Source organism: Sphingomonas sp. SRI_018 (assembly GCF_057586275.1).
Window position 1 is genome coordinate 1,015,500 of the sequence record NZ_JBYCZO010000001.1, and the last position, 14,953, is coordinate 1,030,452.

Annotated in this window: 16 protein-coding genes; 11 read left to right on the top strand and 5 right to left on the bottom strand. The window is 67.3% G+C overall.

The window, feature by feature from the left end:
- Positions 1–68 precede the first annotated feature (68 nt).
- Together AC2YHA_RS04715 and smpB are read right to left on the bottom strand one after the other, a co-directional pair.
- Positions 69–653 carry a DUF2062 domain-containing protein gene (locus tag AC2YHA_RS04715; RefSeq protein WP_487400567.1) on the bottom strand — a complete coding sequence of 195 codons (585 nt, stop codon included), beginning with the start codon at positions 651–653 and terminating at the stop codon, positions 69–71.
- A complete protein-coding gene (smpB, locus tag AC2YHA_RS04720) occupies positions 646–1,128 on the bottom strand; it encodes an SsrA-binding protein SmpB (protein WP_487400568.1) in 483 nt (160 codons plus the stop codon). Before smpB ends, AC2YHA_RS04715 begins: the two co-directional genes overlap by 8 nt.
- Before the next feature lie 45 nt (positions 1,129–1,173).
- Between smpB and AC2YHA_RS04725 the strand changes: the two genes are divergently transcribed.
- Positions 1,174–1,512: a gamma-glutamylcyclotransferase family protein gene (locus tag AC2YHA_RS04725; protein ID WP_487400569.1), complete on the top strand. Its 339-nt coding sequence runs from the start codon at positions 1,174–1,176 to the stop codon at positions 1,510–1,512.
- A gap of 190 nt (positions 1,513–1,702) precedes the next feature.
- Here the strand turns inward: AC2YHA_RS04725 and dapA are convergent, their stop codons facing one another.
- Positions 1,703–2,581, bottom strand: a complete 879-nt coding sequence (dapA, locus tag AC2YHA_RS04730) for a 4-hydroxy-tetrahydrodipicolinate synthase (protein ID WP_487400570.1) — start codon at positions 2,579–2,581, stop codon at positions 1,703–1,705.
- A 72-nt stretch (positions 2,582–2,653) separates the two neighbouring features.
- Here dapA and AC2YHA_RS04735 point away from each other — a divergent pair, with 72 nt between their 5' ends.
- The 5 genes from AC2YHA_RS04735 to AC2YHA_RS04755 all read left to right on the top strand — a co-directional run bounded on the left by AC2YHA_RS04735 (position 2,654) and on the right by AC2YHA_RS04755 (position 6,477).
- A complete protein-coding gene (locus tag AC2YHA_RS04735) occupies positions 2,654–4,753 on the top strand; it encodes a lytic transglycosylase domain-containing protein (protein ID WP_487401702.1) in 2,100 nt (699 codons plus the stop codon).
- Positions 4,754–4,785: 32 nt separating this feature from the next.
- Positions 4,786–5,262 carry a transcription elongation factor GreB gene (gene greB, locus AC2YHA_RS04740; protein WP_233782625.1) on the top strand — a complete coding sequence of 159 codons (477 nt, stop codon included), beginning with the start codon at positions 4,786–4,788 and terminating at the stop codon, positions 5,260–5,262.
- A gap of 57 nt (positions 5,263–5,319) precedes the next feature.
- Positions 5,320–5,550 (top strand): hypothetical protein, encoded by a 231-nt coding sequence (locus AC2YHA_RS04745; protein ID WP_233782624.1) that lies wholly within the window; start codon positions 5,320–5,322, stop codon positions 5,548–5,550.
- A gap of 98 nt (positions 5,551–5,648) precedes the next feature.
- A complete protein-coding gene (locus tag AC2YHA_RS04750; RefSeq protein ID WP_233782623.1) occupies positions 5,649–6,032 on the top strand; it encodes a DoxX family protein in 384 nt (127 codons plus the stop codon).
- Between the two features lie 157 nt (positions 6,033–6,189).
- Positions 6,190–6,477 carry an acylphosphatase gene (locus AC2YHA_RS04755; RefSeq protein ID WP_487400571.1) on the top strand — a complete coding sequence of 96 codons (288 nt, stop codon included), beginning with the start codon at positions 6,190–6,192 and terminating at the stop codon, positions 6,475–6,477.
- Between the two features lie 47 nt (positions 6,478–6,524).
- Here the strand turns inward: AC2YHA_RS04755 and ettA are convergent, their stop codons facing one another.
- Positions 6,525–8,204: an energy-dependent translational throttle protein EttA gene (gene ettA / locus AC2YHA_RS04760; protein ID WP_233782621.1), complete on the bottom strand. Its 1,680-nt coding sequence runs from the start codon at positions 8,202–8,204 to the stop codon at positions 6,525–6,527.
- Between the two features lie 113 nt (positions 8,205–8,317).
- On the opposite strand from ettA, the gene AC2YHA_RS04765 reads away from it, so the two are divergent.
- Entirely contained in the window at positions 8,318–9,736 is a 1,419-nt protein-coding gene (locus AC2YHA_RS04765; protein ID WP_487400572.1) for a M20/M25/M40 family metallo-hydrolase, read from the top strand.
- Between the two features lie 152 nt (positions 9,737–9,888).
- A complete protein-coding gene (locus AC2YHA_RS04770; protein WP_233782619.1) occupies positions 9,889–10,137 on the top strand; it encodes a hypothetical protein in 249 nt (82 codons plus the stop codon).
- Positions 10,138–10,208: 71 nt separating this feature from the next.
- Here AC2YHA_RS04770 and AC2YHA_RS04775 read toward each other — a convergent pair whose 3' ends face one another.
- A complete protein-coding gene (locus AC2YHA_RS04775) occupies positions 10,209–12,887 on the bottom strand; it encodes a DUF4118 domain-containing protein (protein ID WP_487400573.1) in 2,679 nt (892 codons plus the stop codon).
- 115 nt (positions 12,888–13,002) lie between these two features.
- Between AC2YHA_RS04775 and AC2YHA_RS04780 the strand changes: the two genes are divergently transcribed.
- Genes AC2YHA_RS04780 through kdpA form a run of 3 tightly spaced genes read left to right on the top strand, consistent with a single transcriptional unit; the run spans position 13,003 to position 14,950 of the window.
- Positions 13,003–13,137 (top strand): hypothetical protein, encoded by a 135-nt coding sequence (locus AC2YHA_RS04780; protein WP_264757850.1) that lies wholly within the window; start codon positions 13,003–13,005, stop codon positions 13,135–13,137.
- A 4-nt stretch (positions 13,138–13,141) separates the two neighbouring features.
- On the top strand, positions 13,142–13,231 hold the full coding sequence (gene kdpF, locus AC2YHA_RS04785; RefSeq protein WP_233782617.1) for a K(+)-transporting ATPase subunit F: 90 nt from the start codon (positions 13,142–13,144) through the stop codon (positions 13,229–13,231).
- A 15-nt stretch (positions 13,232–13,246) separates the two neighbouring features.
- Positions 13,247–14,950: a potassium-transporting ATPase subunit KdpA gene (gene kdpA, locus AC2YHA_RS04790; protein ID WP_487400574.1), complete on the top strand. Its 1,704-nt coding sequence runs from the start codon at positions 13,247–13,249 to the stop codon at positions 14,948–14,950.
- Positions 14,951–14,953 lie beyond the last annotated feature (3 nt).

Here is a 14,953-nt window from a genome sequence, read left to right on the forward strand (position 1 = left end):
GTGCGGAAGTCAGTCGCCCGGAAGGACTCCGGGCCATGCCGACTGTCTTACCCCGGCGATACGGCCCGTCAACGCGTTAAGGAGGAACTCCGCGTGTCGTGGCGTTTGCGCCACTTGCGCGCGATCCACCAGCGCCAGCCGAGCGCCGTCGCGGCATAGCCGACCAGCGCGCAGCCGCCCGCGATGATGGTCAGCCCGAGGATCAGCGCCGGCGCGGCCTCGGACAGGAGCCAGGCCACCCATTGGGACAGGCCGGCATTGGCGTTGACCAGCGCCATGAACCCCGATGCGTCGGCCGTCCGGCCGAGCAGCAGATTGCCGATGTAGACCGACGCGTAGAGGATGAAGGGCGTCGTCGCCGGGTTGCTGAGGAAGGTCATCGCGGCGGCGATCGGCACATTGGCGCGGAACGGCAGCGCCAGCAGGGCAGCGCCGGCGATCTGAAGCCCCGGGATCATCAGGAAGATGCCGACGAACAGGCCAAGCGCCGTGCCGCGCGGCACCGATCGCCGGGTGAACCGCCACAGCGCCGGCGCGAGCACGCGATGCGCGACGGGGCGCAGCAGCCGGCTCTGCTCGAGCTGCTCGCGCGTCGGCACGTTGTTCGCGATCCAGCGTGCAAGCCAGTCCTTGCGGCGGGCCGGCTCAGCCACGTTCGCGCAGGAGCCTTCCCTGCTCCCGCTTCCAGTCCCGTTCCCGGATCGTGTCGCGCTTGTCATGCGCCTTCTTGCCCTTCGCGAGCGCGAGCTCGACCTTCGCCCGCCCACGGCTGTTAAAGTAGATGCTGAGCGGCACAAGGGTCATTCCCTCGCGCGCCACCGCACCATGGAGGCGGTTTATCTCGCGCTCGTGAAGCAGCAATTTACGGGGCCGCTTCGGCTCGTGGTTGAAGCGGTTGCCGTGGCTGAACTCGGGGATGTTGGCGTTGACCAGCCACACCTGCTCGTCGCGTACCTCGGCATAGGCCTCCGCGATCGATCCCTCGCCGAAGCGCAGGGACTTGACCTCGGTGCCGGTCAGGGCAAGGCCGGCCTCGTACACGTCCTCGATGAAATATTCGAAGCGCGCGCGCCGGTTCTCGGCGACGATCTTCTTCTTGTCGAACGTATCGGGGCGAGGACGGGCCATAAGGCCGGGCGATGTAGGCGGATGAGGCCGCGAAGGAAAGGCATGATGGACGGAACGATCTGGCTGTTCTCCTACGGCACGCTGCGCCAGCGCGAGGTGCAGCTCGCCGTGTTCGGCCGCGAGCTCGCCGCCGAGGCCGATGCCCTGCCCGGCTATCGCGTCGAGATGCTGGCGATCGGCGATCCCGAAGTGGTACGCACCAGCGGCCTCGCCGAGCATCCGATCCTGCGCGAGACCGGCGCGGCGGCAGACATGATCGAGGGTCATGCGCTCGCCATCGGTGCGGACGACCTGCCCCGCGCCGACGCCTATGAGGTCGCGGATTATCGGCGCGTCGAGGTGACGCTGAGGTCGGGACGCCGGGCGTTCGTGTACGTCGGCTAGGGCCGTCAACATCTGGAACTGCGGATATTCCCTAGTCCGGCTCCCAACCGTCACCCCGGACTTGTTCCGGGGTCCACTGGGCCCCACGGGCAGGGCTAAACCCTCTTGTCCAGCCCTTGCCTCCCGGTGGACCCCGGAACAAGTCCGGGGTGACGCTGAAGAGGGTTGAGATGTCCGCCTTCCGCCGGTCCTAGACCAGCCCCGCGAACGCCAGCGCCGCGTCGACGGCCTTGCGGCTCGCGTCCGACGGCGGGGTCATCGGCAGGCGCAGCTCGGCCGGGATCTCCGGCTTCACGCGGTTCAGGGCATATTTGACGGGCCCCGGCGACGCGTCGCTGAACAGCGCGCCATGAAGCGGGAACAGCCGGTCGTGGAGTGCCAGCGCCTTCGCATAATCGCCGGCAAGCGTCGCCGCCTGGAATTCGGCGCACAGGCGCGGCGCGACATTGGCGGTGACCGAGATGCAGCCACGCCCGCCGGTCGCGTTGAACGCGATCGCCATGTCGTCATTGCCCGAGAGCTGGGCGAAATCCGGCCCGCACGAGGCACGGTGCTGCGACACGCGCGGCATGTCGCCGGTCGCGTCCTTGATGCCGACGATGCTGGGAAAAGCCGCCTTGAGCCGCGCCACCGTCTCCGGCTTGATGTCCGTCACCGTACGGCCCGGCACGTTATAGAGCACGATCGGCAGGTCGCAGGCGGCCGCCACCGCCTCGAAATGGCGGAAGATGCCCTCCTGGTTCGGCCGGTTGTAATAGGGCGGAACCATCAGCGCCGCGTCGGCTCCGGCCTCCTTCGCCGCCTTGATGTTGGCGATCGCGACCCGCGTGTCGTTCGATCCTGCCCCGGCGATCACCGGCACGCGCCCCTTCGCCGCCTCGACGCAGACGCGGACGACGCGGAAATGCTCCTCCATCGACATCGTCGCAGCCTCGCCGGTGGTGCCGCACGGCACAAGTGCCGAGGAACCTTCGGTAATCTGCCATTCAACCAACGTGCGATATGCCGCTTCGTCGAAGGCGCCGTTCAGGAACGGCGTCACCAGTGCAGGAATCGAACCGGAGAACATTTTTCGGTGAGCAACCTTCGAGCGATTAAATGTGGGGTGGCAGATACGTCCGTATTCCGTATCATGTCCAGCATGCTCGGGTGGGTTTCCAAGGGCGCGTTGTTGCTTGCGTGCGTATCGGGTGGGGCAATCGCCGCCGGCCTGCATCAGCGTGCCGTGCCGCAGCAGCTGCTTCCGCCGCAATACAATGCCAATACCTCGGGGGGGGCTCCGCAGCAGATCCTTCCGTCGCAGGTTTACGGCAGCCCCGCTCCGACACCGACCCCGACGGTGACGCCGAGCTATCCGACGCAAAGCTATGCCTCGACGGGCGATTCATCCTCCGCTGCGCTGCTTTCGGCGATCGATCAGTGGAAGATGCTGCAGCAGTCGGACAATCTCGGTTTCTCGACCTACGCCAATTTCCTGCTCGCCCATCCCGGCTGGCCGGGCGAGACCAGCCGGCGTGCCGCGGCGGAGACATCCGCGGGCCAGGATTCGCCGAGCACCACCGTCCGCTTCTTCGATCGCTTTCCGCCGCTGACCGGCGCCGGTCACGTCCGTTACGCGGTGGCGCTCGCCGCGATGGGGCAGCGCGACCGTGCCGCCGAGCAGGCGCGCAAGGCGTGGCGCAAGGGCGTGCTGCGCCCGTCAGACGAATCGCTGCTGCTCGGCCAGTTCTCCAGCAGCTTCGGTCCCGACGACCAGGATGCGCGGATGGACATGCTGCTGTGGCAGGGCGCGACCAGCGCCGCCCAGCGCCAGCTCCCCTATACCTCGCCGGCGCGGCAGGCGATCTTCGCCGCGCGGCTCGCCTATCGCACCAATGCGCCGGATGCGATGACGCGCGGCGCCGCCGTCGAGGCTTCGGCGCTGAACGACGCCGGCTTCCTCGCCGATCGCGCGAGCTGGTACCGCAACAACAATGCGAGTCCCACCGCGCGCGCCCAGCTCGCCCGGCCGCACCAGCTCAGGACCCTGCCGACCCACCCCGAGAAATGGTACGAGGTGCTGCTCACCAACGCACGCGGCGCCTATGCCGACCGTCAGTACCAGACCGCCTATGACATCGCGCGCCAGGTCGACGACGCCTATCCGCCGCAGACCGACGTCAGCAGCAAGTCGCTGGGCGAGCGCGACGATTACACCAGCCTGGTGTGGCTCGCGGGCACGGCGGCGATGCAGAATCTTGGCCGTCCGCGCGACGCGATCGGCATGTTCGAGCGCTATTCGCTCGGCTCCAAGAGCCCGACCACGCAGTCGAAGGGCCTCTACTGGGCCGGCCGCGCCGCCGAGGCCGCGGGCGATCCGCGCGCGAACGACTTCTACACCCGCGCCGCCGGCTATTCCGATCTCTATTATGGCCAGCTCGCCGCGGAGCGGCTGGGCCGGGCATTGCGCGCGCCGGCACCGATCGCCACGGTCGACGTCGCGCCGGATACCCGCTCCGCCTTCGCCGCGAAGGAGACGGTGCGCGCAGCCAGGCTGCTCGGCTCGCTCGGACGCTGGGAGGATCAGAGCGCCTTCGTCCGTCAGATCGCCGCGGATGCCACTACCGACACCGATCACCTGCTTGCCGCAGAACTCAGCCGCGCGATCAATCGGCCCGATCTCGGCGTGATGGTGGGCCGCTCGGCGCTGCAGAACGGGCTCAGCGACTATACCGCCGCGGGCTATCCCAGCGTGCGCGTCCCCGCCGCCAGCAACGACTATTGGACGATCGTCCATGCGATCGCGCGGCAGGAAAGCCAGTTCAACCGGACCGCGATCAGCCATGCCGGTGCGCGCGGGCTGCTCCAGCTCATGCCTGGCACGGCGCGCGAGCAGGCGGGCAAGCTGGGGCTCAGCTACAATCCCTCGTCGCTCACCACCGACACCGATTACAACATCATGCTGGGGTCGAGCTATTTCGACCGCATGTACCGTCTCTACAACAGCTACCCGCTGGCGGTAGCGGCCTACAATGCCGGGCCGGGCAATGTGAACAAGTGGATCGCGGCGAATGGCGACCCGCGCATGTCCGGCGTCGATATCGTCAATTGGATCGAGAATATCCCGATCTACGAGACCAAGAACTACGTCCAGCGCGTGCTCGAGAATGCCGTGGTCTACGACCTCATGAACCCGCAGCATGCCCGCAGCCGTGGACCCAACAACCTGAGCTGGTATCTCGGCAAGCGACGGCCGGGCTGAACCCTTGGCCGGAATGCCGTAGAGGCGGATCGATGGACCGTCCCAACTACATAACCCCTGCCGGATTCACCGCCCTGCGCGCCGAATATGACGCGCTGTTCGCCGAGGAACGCCCCAAGCTGGTCGATACGATCGCCTGGGCGGCGGGCAACGGCGATCGGTCGGAGAACGGCGACTATATCTACGGCCGCAAGCGGCTGCGCGAGATCGATCGGCGACTAGGCTGGCTGTCGAAGCGGATGAAGGCGGCCAAGGTGATCGATCCTGCCGCGCAGCAGGACCGCAGCCGCGTCTGGTTCGGCGCGACCGTCACGATCGCAGACGAGGACGACAATGAACGCATCCTCACGCTGGTCGGCGACGACGAGGCGGATGCGGGTGCCGGCCGCGTCGGCTGGAATGCCCCGCTCGCCAGGGCGCTGCGCGGTGCCGCGGTCGGCGATCTGCGTCGGGTCGCGCTTCCGGCTGGTGAGCGCGAATATGAGGTGGTGGCGATCACCTATCCGTGACGGACGGAGGGAACGCCCTTCCCGTCCCGCTCATTCTCTCCTCGAAGGAGAGACGCCATGGAAAAGCCCCGCACCGACAGCGCCCGGTCGCACGACGACAATGATTGGATCGAAGACCTCGACGAAACACCCGAAGGTTCGAGCAGCTCCGGCGGCAATCTCGCCCGCGACGTCGCCTCGAAGAATGAGCTGAACCAGATCCGCGACCCCGATGGCCGCAGCCGCGTCACCAAGCAGGCCAGCATCGACAACGACACCGCCGACCGCTCCCGGCGCGCACGCGGCTGAACGGCACGGACCGGCAACGGATCGTTTCCCGGCAGGTCGATTGACCGGCCCGCGGGCGCATGAGACGATGCGCAGCTGAAACGATCCGGAGGTTTCCGATGCCGATCCCCGCAAGCTGGTCCGACCGCCTGCTCAGCGTCCTGCGCATCGTGGTGGGACTCGCCTTTCTCCACCACGGCACGTCGAAGTTCTTCGGCCTCCCGCCGTTCCCGATGCCGCTCAACCCGCTGCTCTATGTCGCGGGGACGCTTGAGCTGGTCGGCGGTGCGCTGATCATACTCGGCCTGTTCACCCGGCCGGTCGCCTTCGTGCTCTCGGGCATGAGCGCCGTCGGCTATTTCATGGTCCATGCGCCCAAGAGCTTCTTCCCCTCGGTCAACGGCGGCGAGGCGATCCTGCTCTACTGCTTCATCTTCCTGTTCCTGGCGGCAGCCGGCGGTGGCGCCTGGGCGCTCGATGCGGCCCGTGCCAAGCGCAGCTAGTCTCAGCGGGACGATTCTGTCCCCGGATTGTCACATTTTGCGCCAGGTGCTGCCTGGCGTGCGCTGAAATGACACACAGCCCCCTCCCCCGCCGAAATCATTGAATTAGCGTGGGTTCGGGCCGATCGTGAGGATCGGCCCCGGTATGGGGAGTAGAATGCAAGCGCAAAAGGAAATGCTGCGGCTGCTGGTCAGCGGGCGGGTGCAGCAGGTCGGCTATCGCGACTGGGTAATCCGCAAGGCCCAGTCGATGGGCATCACGGGTTGGGTGCGCAATCTGTCTGACGGCCGCGTCGAGGCCGTGGCCGCGGGCGACGAGGAAGCACTCGCCGTGTTTCTCGAGACGTGCCGCGAAGGGCCGCGCCTGGCGCGGGTCGACGACATCGACGTGCATCCGGTCCACGAGCGGCCGGTGAAAGGTTTCACGAAACGCTTCACAGCGTAAGATTCGAGGCGAGCGGCCTCGGCTGAGGCCGCCCGCCCTCTGCCAGATCAGCGCGTCAGCTTCTTGTACGCGAGCCGCGTCGGGCGGTCGGCCGCATCTCCGAGGCGGCGGCGCTTGTCCTCCTCATAGGCCTCGAAGTTCCCCTCGAACCACTCGACATGGCTGTCGCCCTCGAACGCGAGGATGTGCGTCGCGAGACGGTCGAGGAAGAAGCGGTCGTGGCTGATCACCACCGCGCAGCCCGCGAAATTCTCGATCGCCTCTTCCAGCGCGCCCAGCGTCTCGACGTCCAGGTCGTTGGTCGGCTCGTCGAGCAGCAGCACGTTGCCGCCGCGCTTGAGCATCTTGGCGATGTTGACGCGGTTGCGCTCGCCGCCCGAGAGCTTGCCGACGTTCTTCTGCTGGTCCTGGCCCTTGAAGTTGAAGGCGCCGACATAGGCGCGGGTCGACTGGTCGTGGCCGTTGACCTTCATGTAATCGAGCCCGTCCGAGATCTCCTCCCAGACGTTCTTCGAATTGTCCAGGTGGTCGCGGCTCTGGTCGACATAGCCGAGGCGCACGGTCGAGCCCATCTCGATCGTGCCGCTGTCCGGCTTCTCCTGCCCGGTGATGAGCTTGAACAGCGTCGACTTGCCAGCGCCGTTCGGGCCGATCACGCCGACGATGCCGCCGGCGGGCAGCGTGAACGAGAGATTCTCGAACAGCAGCTTGTCGCCATAGGCCTTCGAGACGTTCTGGACCTCAATCACCTTGCCGCCGAGGCGCTCCGGCACCTGGATGACGATCTGGGCCTTGCCGGGCGTGCGGTTCTCCTGCGCTGCCACGAGCTGGTCGAACTTGGCGATACGCGCCTTCGACTTGGTCTGGCGGCCCTTGGGGCCCTGTCGGATCCAGTCGAGCTCGTCCTTGATCGCCTTCTGACGCCCGGACTCCTCGCGCTCCTCCTGCTCGAGGCGTTTGGCCTTCTTCTCGAGATAGGTCGAGTAATTGCCCTCGTAGGGAAAATACTTGCCGCGATCGAGCTCGAGAATCCAACCTACCACGTTGTCGAGGAAGTAGCGGTCGTGGGTGATCATCAGCACCGCGCCCGGATATTCCTTGAGATGATTCTCCAGCCATTCGACGCTTTCGGCGTCGAGATGGTTGGTCGGCTCGTCGAGCAGCAGGATCGAGGGCTTCTGGATGAGCAGGCGGGTGAGCGCGATGCGGCGCTTCTCACCGCCCGAGAGGTTCTCGACCGGCCAGTCGGACGGCGGGCAGCGCAGGGCCTCCATCGCGATCTCGAGCTGGTTGTCGAGCGTCCAGCCGTCGACCGCGTCGATCTTGGCCTGGAGCTCGCCCATCTCCTCCATCAGCGCGTCGAAGTCGGTGTCGTCCTTGGGATCGCCCATCTCGGCCGAGATCGCGTTGAAGCGGTCGACCATGTCGGCCACCTCGCGCGCGCCGTCCTTGACGTTCTCGAGCACGTTCTTGGTCGGATCGAGTTGCGGCTCCTGCGGCAGGTAGCCGACGGTGATGTTCTCGCCCGGCCATGCCTCGCCTGAATAATCGGTGTCGATGCCGGCCATGATCTTCATCAGCGTCGACTTGCCGGCGCCGTTAGGGCCGACGATGCCGATCTTGGCGCCCTGATAGAATTGCAGGTTGATATTGCTGAGCACCGGCTTCTGGGCGCCGGGGAAGGACTTGGTCATGTCCTTCATGACAAAGGCGTATTGCGCGGCCATGGCGGCGAGGAACTCCGTCGGAAGATGGTTGTGATGCGGCAGGAAGTGCGGGAGCGATGTAGCGATGCACCTTGCCACTTGCAAACGCGCCGGACGCCGATAGCACACGGGCCATGCGCATTCCGTCCCTGCTCGCGGCCGTCGCCGCCTCCGCCCTGATCGCTCACCCCGCCGCCGCTCAGCGCACCGCCCCACCGGCGCTCGCGCCTGTCGACCCGGCAGTCGCTAAGCTGCGCGACGCGGCGCTCAAGGACGACATCGCCTGGGATATCGTCGAGGGGATCACGACCGAGGTCGGACCCCGCCTCGCCGCGACCGAGGCGGAGGCACGGGCACGGACCTGGGCGGTCGCCAAGCTGAAGGCGCTCGGCTTCAAGAACGTGCGGATCGAGACCTATCGGATGCCCGTATGGCTGCGCGGCGAGGAAAAGGCGGAGATCATCGCCCCCTTCCCGCAGCCGCTGAAGCTCGCCGCCCTCGGCCGGTCGGGGGCGACACCGCCTGAGGGATTGACGGCAGAGGTCGTCTATTTCGCGACCTTCGACGACCTGCGCGCCGCGCCCGACGGCAGCCTGAAGGGCAAGATCGCCTTCATCTCCAACCAGATGGAGCCGACCCAGGATGGCTCGGGCTATGGCCAATTTGGCCCGGCGCGCTTCGTCGGCCCCAGCATCGCCGCGAGCAAGGGTGCGGTGGCGGCGGTGATCCGCTCGATCGGCACCGACCACGGCCGCGGGCCGCACACGGGCGGCACCAATTGGGCGGACGGGGTGATGCCGATCCCCGCCGCGGCGCTGTCCGTGGCCGACGCCGAGAATCTCGAGCGGATGTTCGCCCGCACCAAGGGGCCGGTCACGATGAAGCTGGTGCTGACGCCGCGCATGGCGGGTGAGGCCGAATCGGGCAACGTCATCGCCGAGGTGCCCGGCACCGACCCCAACGCCGGCATCGTGCTGATCGGCGGCCATCTCGACAGCTGGGATCTCGGCACCGGCGCGATCGACGACGGCGCTGGGATCGCGATCACCGCTGCCGCCGCCAAGCGGATCATGGATTCGGGCAGGAAGCCGCGCCGCACGATCCGCGTCGTCTGGTTCGGCGCCGAAGAGCCGGGCGGCTTCGGCGGCCGCGCCTATGCAGAGGCGCACGCCAAGGAAAAGCACGCCACCGCCAGCGAGAGCGATTTCGGCGCCGACAATATCTGGCGCTTCGAGGTGAACCTGCCCGACGGCGCCAAGCCGGTCGCCGACCGGCTCGCCTCCGCACTCGCGCCGCTCGGCATCACCCGTGGCCGCGGCGTCGGCGGCGACGGCACCGACATCGGCCCGACCCTGGCCACCGGTGTCGCCGCGGTCGATCTCAACCAGTCGGGCCTTCGCTATTTCAACTGGCACCACACGCCCGAGGACACGCTCGACCTCATCGATCGGGAGCAGCTTCGCCAGAATGTCGCAGCCTGGACGACGATGCTGGCGATCGTCGCCAACGCGCCCGAAGAGATCGGCGCGGTCACGCCCAGATCGGGAAATTAAGGCCTTTTCTGTACCATGAGAGGGCAAAATTTCGCGGTCGGCGTTTGCTGCGGCATGAATTTGGGCGTTGACGCGCCGACGACACCCGTTATTGCGGCAGCTTCGCGTCGGCAATCGGGCCGGCCGCGAACCATATTGCTTGGGAGCAACTAATGAAGAAGGTTCTCATTGTCGCTGCTGCCGCCGGCCTGATGTCTCTGGCCGCCTGCAACGGTACGTCGACCCCCGCCGAGAACAATGCCGAGGCGACCGCCGAGAACATTGAGGCGACTGCCGACAACTTCGATGCGCTGGCCGACAACGCGACCAACGAGAGCACCGAGGCTGTTCTCGAGAACACCGCCGACAACCTGCATGAGGCGGCCGACAACGTTGCTGACGCGGCGACCAACGCTCAGTAATCGGCGTCCGGGCGTCTTTCGCCCGGAAGCAGTTTTCGAAAGGGCGCTTCCCGTGAGGGAGGCGCCCTTTCTCATTCGGCGTCTTCCGGCAGCGTCGAAGCGGCGCTGGTCTCGCCCGCCGGGGCGATCCGGGTGAAACGCAGGGTGAACACCGCGCCACCGTCGGGATCGTTGCTGGCGTTCACATCGATCGCCATCGCGTCGGCGAAGCCCTTGACGATGGCGAGGCCGAGCCCGCTGCCGCCGTGGCGGTCGCTGCCGCGGCCCTGGGCGAAGGTCTCGAACACACGGGCCTCGCTGCCGGCCTGAAGCCCCGGCCCACGATCGCGCACCGACAGCAGCACCGCATCGGGCGTCCGCCGTCCCTCGATCACGATCGTCCCGTCGTCACCGCCGTGCACCGCGGCATTGGCGAGCAGGTTGATGAGGATGTGGTGGAGCAAAGTCGGATCCGCCGTCACGAACGGCAGGTTGGCGGGCACCTTGAGGTCGATATGCCGGCCGCGCAGCAGGTCCTTGAGGTCGTGCACCGCCCCGCCCACCGCGTCGGTGAGATCGGTCGGCTCCGGCGCGAGCTTGAGCGCCCCGGCATCGATCCGCACCATGTCGAGCAGGTTGTCGAGGAAGCGCCTTAGCCGTGCGATCTCCGCCTTGGCCAGCGGCACGTTGGGATCATCCGGATGCTCGGCCGCGATCGCCTCCACCGATCCGGCAACCGTCGTCAGCGGCGTGCGCAGGTCATGGCCGATCGACGAGAGCAGCGCCGCGCGCAGCCGGTCGCGCTCCTTGAGGACGCTCACCTCGCGCACTTGGTCCTCCAGCTTCAAGCGCTCATGCGCCAGCGCCGCCTGGCCGAGCAGCGTCGACAGCAACACCGCGCGGTCGGCCGACACCGGATCGCGGCCATCCTCGCGCGACAGGCCGATCACCGCGAGCACCCCGAGCGCGGTCTTGAGCGGATGGAACTGCCAGTCGGCGGCATTGAGCGTGGCCGTCCCTGCCCCGGCAGGCTCGCCGCGGCTCCAGGTCCATTCCGCGGCAGCCTGGTTGACCGGCCCGAGCGAGCCGACCTCGGGCGCGCTCGCCACCGGCACCAGCGTTCCATCGCGCTGATTGAGCAGCACGACGTCGACCTCGAGCAGCCGCGCGATCTCCTCGCAGGTGATGCGGCTGGTCGTCCCCCAGTCCGAGGTCCGCGCGAGCGCCTGCCCGAAGGCGGCGACCGCGGCATTCTCCTGCGCGCTCCGTGCTCCCAGAGTCGCGCGCGATTTCAACCGGCCGGCGAGATTGGCGGTGAAGGCGCCGATGCCGATCAGCACGAACATCGTCAGCACGCTCTGCGGGTCGGCGATGGTCAGCGTGTAGAGCGGCGGCAGGAAGAAGAAATTATAGGCGAGGCCCGCCAGCACCCCCGCGATCAGGCCCGGCCGCAAGCCGTAACGTCCCGAGGCGAACAGCACCGGCAGGAGATAGAGAAGATCGATCCCTCCTACGCCGATCAGCGGCTCCGCGAGACGAGCGAGCAGAGTCGTCGCCACGATCATCCCGACGATGACGAGGTGGTTGGGGCCCCGCCCCCATTTCCCCTTCTGTCGCACGGTGCCGGGCTTCGGTGCAGCTGCCTGCGCGGGAATGACGTGGACCGCGAGCCCGTCGCTCTCCCGCAGCATCGCGTTGACGACCGATCCGTGGCGCAGCTCGAACCACCAGCTCCTGACCGACTTGCCGATCACGAGCTGGGTCGCGCGCATGCCCTGGATGTGACGGGAAAGGCCCTCGATCACGCTCGCCGCCGGCACCGTCGCGATCGTTGCACCCAGGCTGGCGGCGAGCCGCAGCGTGTCGGCGACACGGTGTTTGGCGGCCTCGTCGAAGCTCTCGGCGCGGGGCGTCTCGATATAGACCGCCTGCCACGGCGCCCGCAGCGCATCGGCCATCCGCTTGGCGGCACGCACCATCGTATCGGAGCCCGGCAGCTCGCTCACCGCCACCAGCACGCGCTCGCCACCGGCATAGGTGCCGGGCAGCGCGCTCGCGTCGAGATCCTCCAGCAATGCCCGATCGACGGTCAATGCGGCGCGGCGGAGCGCCATCTCTCGCAGCGCCGACAGGTTCGCCTTGGAAAAGAAATGGCCGAGCGCGCGGCTCGCCTCGGCCGGGATATAGACCTTGCCCTCCTTCAGCCGCTCGATCAGCTCGTCCGGCGGCAGGTCGACCACCTCGATCTCGGCACCCTCGAACACGCTGTCGGGCACCGTCTCGCGCACGCGCACCTTGGTGAAGCTCGCGACGACGTCGTTGAGGCTTTCGACGTGCTGGATGTTGAGCGTCGTATAGACGTCGATGCCGGCATCGAGCAGCTCGGCGACGTCCTGCCAGCGCTTGGGGTGCCGGCTGCCCTCGACATTGGTGTGCGCGAACTCGTCGACCAGCGCGAGCTCAGGCTGGCGGGCGAGCACCGCGTCGAGGTCCATCTCCTCGAGCTTGTGACCCTGATAGTCGATCGCCCGGCGCGGGATCACCTCGAACGGCTCGAGCAGCGCCGCGGTCTCGGCGCGGCCGTGAGTCTCGACCACGGCGATGACCACGTCGGCTCCGGCCTTCTTCCGCTCGGCGCCCTCCCGCAGCATCTCGAAGGTCTTGCCGACGCCCGGCGCGGCACCAAGGAAGATCTTGAGCTTGCCCCGCTCCTCGCGCTCGGCGGCGCGAAGCAGCGCGTCGGGGGACGGACGGGTATCGTTCGACGCCATCGCTCGCTCCTACCCCCCTCCCGGTCAAAACGCTACGCGGGCGTATCGGTCCTTATGGTTTCTTAATGCCGCGCGCCGCCTTTCGCCGTCGAACCTTAACGGCCCGTCGCACTAGGTGATCCGCCGGCCGTCCCCGTTCGGCGGCATCACTTTCGGGATTCATCCGATGCAGGACCTGCTCTGGCTCGCCTTGGTCGGCGGGCTGTTCGCGGCGACGATCGCCTATGTCCGCCTGTGCGACGAGGCGTGACGCGATGACCGTCCATCTCGCGCTCGCCGGGCTCACCGCCCTCGGCCTCCTCCTCTACCTCGTGGTCGCGCTCGTGCGGCCCGAGCGTTTCTGACCGGGAGCCGTCGTCATGACCGTCCAGGGCTGGTTCCTGATCGCTCTCTTCGTCGCGCTCGTCGTCGCCGTCGCCAAGCCGATGGGGATGTGGCTGTTCGCGCTGTACGAGGGCCGCCGCACGCCGCTCCACACCGTGCTCAGCCCGGTCGAGCGGGGTTTCTACAAGCTCGCCGGCATCGACCCCGCCGCGGAACAGAGCTGGCGCCGCTACGCGGTGCATATGCTGCTCTTCAACCTGATGCTGCTGCTGTTCACCTATGCGGTGCTGCGGCTGCAAGGGGTGTTGCCGCTCAATCAACAGGGGCTGGCCGGGCTGTCGCCGCATCTCGCGTTCAACACCGCGACGAGCTTCACCACCAACACCAACTGGCAGAGCTACGGCGGCGAATCGACCATGTCGAATTTGAGCCAGATGCTCGGCCTCGCCATCCATAACTTCCTGTCGGCGGCGACCGGCATCGCGCTCGCTTTCGCGCTGTTCCGCGGCTTCGCCCGGCGCAGCGCCACGACGATCGGCAATTTCTGGGCCGACTGCACCCGCGTGACGCTCTACCTGCTGCTGCCGATCTGCATCGTCTATGCCCTGTTCCTGATCGCGAACGGCGTGCCGCAGACCTTTGCCGCCACCATCGACGCGACGACGCTCGAGGGCGTCAAGCAGACGCTGCTGGTCGGCCCCGTCGCCTCGCAGGAAGCGATCAAGATGCTCGGCACCAACGGCGGCGGCTTCTTCAACGCCAATTCGGCGCATCCGTTCGAGAACCCCAACGCGCTCACCAACCTCGTCCAGATGCTGTCGATCTTCGCGATCGGCAGCGGCCTGACCTGGACGTTCGGCAAGGCGGTAGGGAACACCCGCCAGGGCTGGGCGATCCTTGCCGCGATGCTGATCCTGTTCACCGCCGGCGCGTCGGTGGTCTATTGGCAGGAAGCGGTCGGCAATCCCGTGCTGCACAACCTCGGCGTCACCGGCGGCAACATGGAGGGCAAGGAGGTCCGCTTCGGCATCGCCGCGAGCGCCCTGTTCGCCACCGTCACCACCGCCGCCTCATGCGGCGCGGTCAACGCGATGCACGACAGCTTCACCGCACTCGGCGGCCTCATCCCGCTGTTCAACATGCAGCTCGGCGAGGTCGTGATCGGCGGCGTAGGCGCCGGCATCTACGGCTTCCTGCTGTTCGCCATCCTCGCGGTGTTCGTCGCCGGGCTGATGGTCGGCCGCACGCCCGAATATGTCGGCAAGAAGATCGAGAGCCGCGAGGTCAAGCTGGCAGTGCTCGCGATCGCGGTGCTGCCGCTCGTCATCCTCGGCTTCACCGCGCTGTCGTCAGTGCTTCCGCAAGGGCTCGCCGGACCGCTCAACAAGGGGCCGCACGGCTTCTCGGAGATCCTTTACGCCTTCACCTCAGGCGTCGCGAACAACGGCTCGGCCTTCGCCGGGCTCACCGCCAACACGCCCTATTACAATGGACTGCTCGGCGCCGCGATGTGGATCGGCCGCTTCTTCATCATCGTGCCGATGCTCGCCATCGCGGGCAGCCTGGCGGCAAAGAAGCACACGCCCGAATCCGCCGGATCGTTCCCGACCACCGGACCGCTCTGGGTGGGCCTGCTCGTCGGCATCGTGCTGATCGTCGGCGGCCTCACCTTCCTCCCCAGCCTCGCGCTCGGACCTATCGCCGATCACTTCGCGATGATCCGCGGCCAGCTCTTCTGACGG

Bases quoted from the DNA above. Each gene is read 5' to 3' on its own strand.
- smpB (WP_487400568.1), bottom strand. From the start codon at position 1,128: ATGGCCCGTCCTCGCCCCGATACGTTCGACAAGAAGAAGATCGTCGCC.
- AC2YHA_RS04725 (WP_487400569.1), top strand. From the start codon at position 1,174: ATGGACGGAACGATCTGGCTGTTCTCCTACGGCACGCTGCGCCAGCGC.
- dapA (WP_487400570.1), bottom strand. From the start codon at position 2,581: ATGTTCTCCGGTTCGATTCCTGCACTGGTGACGCCGTTCCTGAACGGC.
- AC2YHA_RS04735 (WP_487401702.1), top strand. From the start codon at position 2,654: ATGCTCGGGTGGGTTTCCAAGGGCGCGTTGTTGCTTGCGTGCGTATCG.
- greB (WP_233782625.1), top strand. From the start codon at position 4,786: ATGGACCGTCCCAACTACATAACCCCTGCCGGATTCACCGCCCTGCGC.
- AC2YHA_RS04745 (WP_233782624.1), top strand. From the start codon at position 5,320: ATGGAAAAGCCCCGCACCGACAGCGCCCGGTCGCACGACGACAATGAT.
- AC2YHA_RS04750 (WP_233782623.1), top strand. From the start codon at position 5,649: ATGCCGATCCCCGCAAGCTGGTCCGACCGCCTGCTCAGCGTCCTGCGC.
- AC2YHA_RS04755 (WP_487400571.1), top strand. From the start codon at position 6,190: ATGCAAGCGCAAAAGGAAATGCTGCGGCTGCTGGTCAGCGGGCGGGTG.
- ettA (WP_233782621.1), bottom strand. From the start codon at position 8,204: ATGGCCGCGCAATACGCCTTTGTCATGAAGGACATGACCAAGTCCTTC.
- AC2YHA_RS04765 (WP_487400572.1), top strand. From the start codon at position 8,318: ATGCGCATTCCGTCCCTGCTCGCGGCCGTCGCCGCCTCCGCCCTGATC.
- AC2YHA_RS04770 (WP_233782619.1), top strand. From the start codon at position 9,889: ATGAAGAAGGTTCTCATTGTCGCTGCTGCCGCCGGCCTGATGTCTCTG.
- AC2YHA_RS04775 (WP_487400573.1), bottom strand. From the start codon at position 12,887: ATGGCGTCGAACGATACCCGTCCGTCCCCCGACGCGCTGCTTCGCGCC.
- kdpF (WP_233782617.1), top strand. From the start codon at position 13,142: ATGACCGTCCATCTCGCGCTCGCCGGGCTCACCGCCCTCGGCCTCCTC.
- kdpA (WP_487400574.1), top strand. From the start codon at position 13,247: ATGACCGTCCAGGGCTGGTTCCTGATCGCTCTCTTCGTCGCGCTCGTC.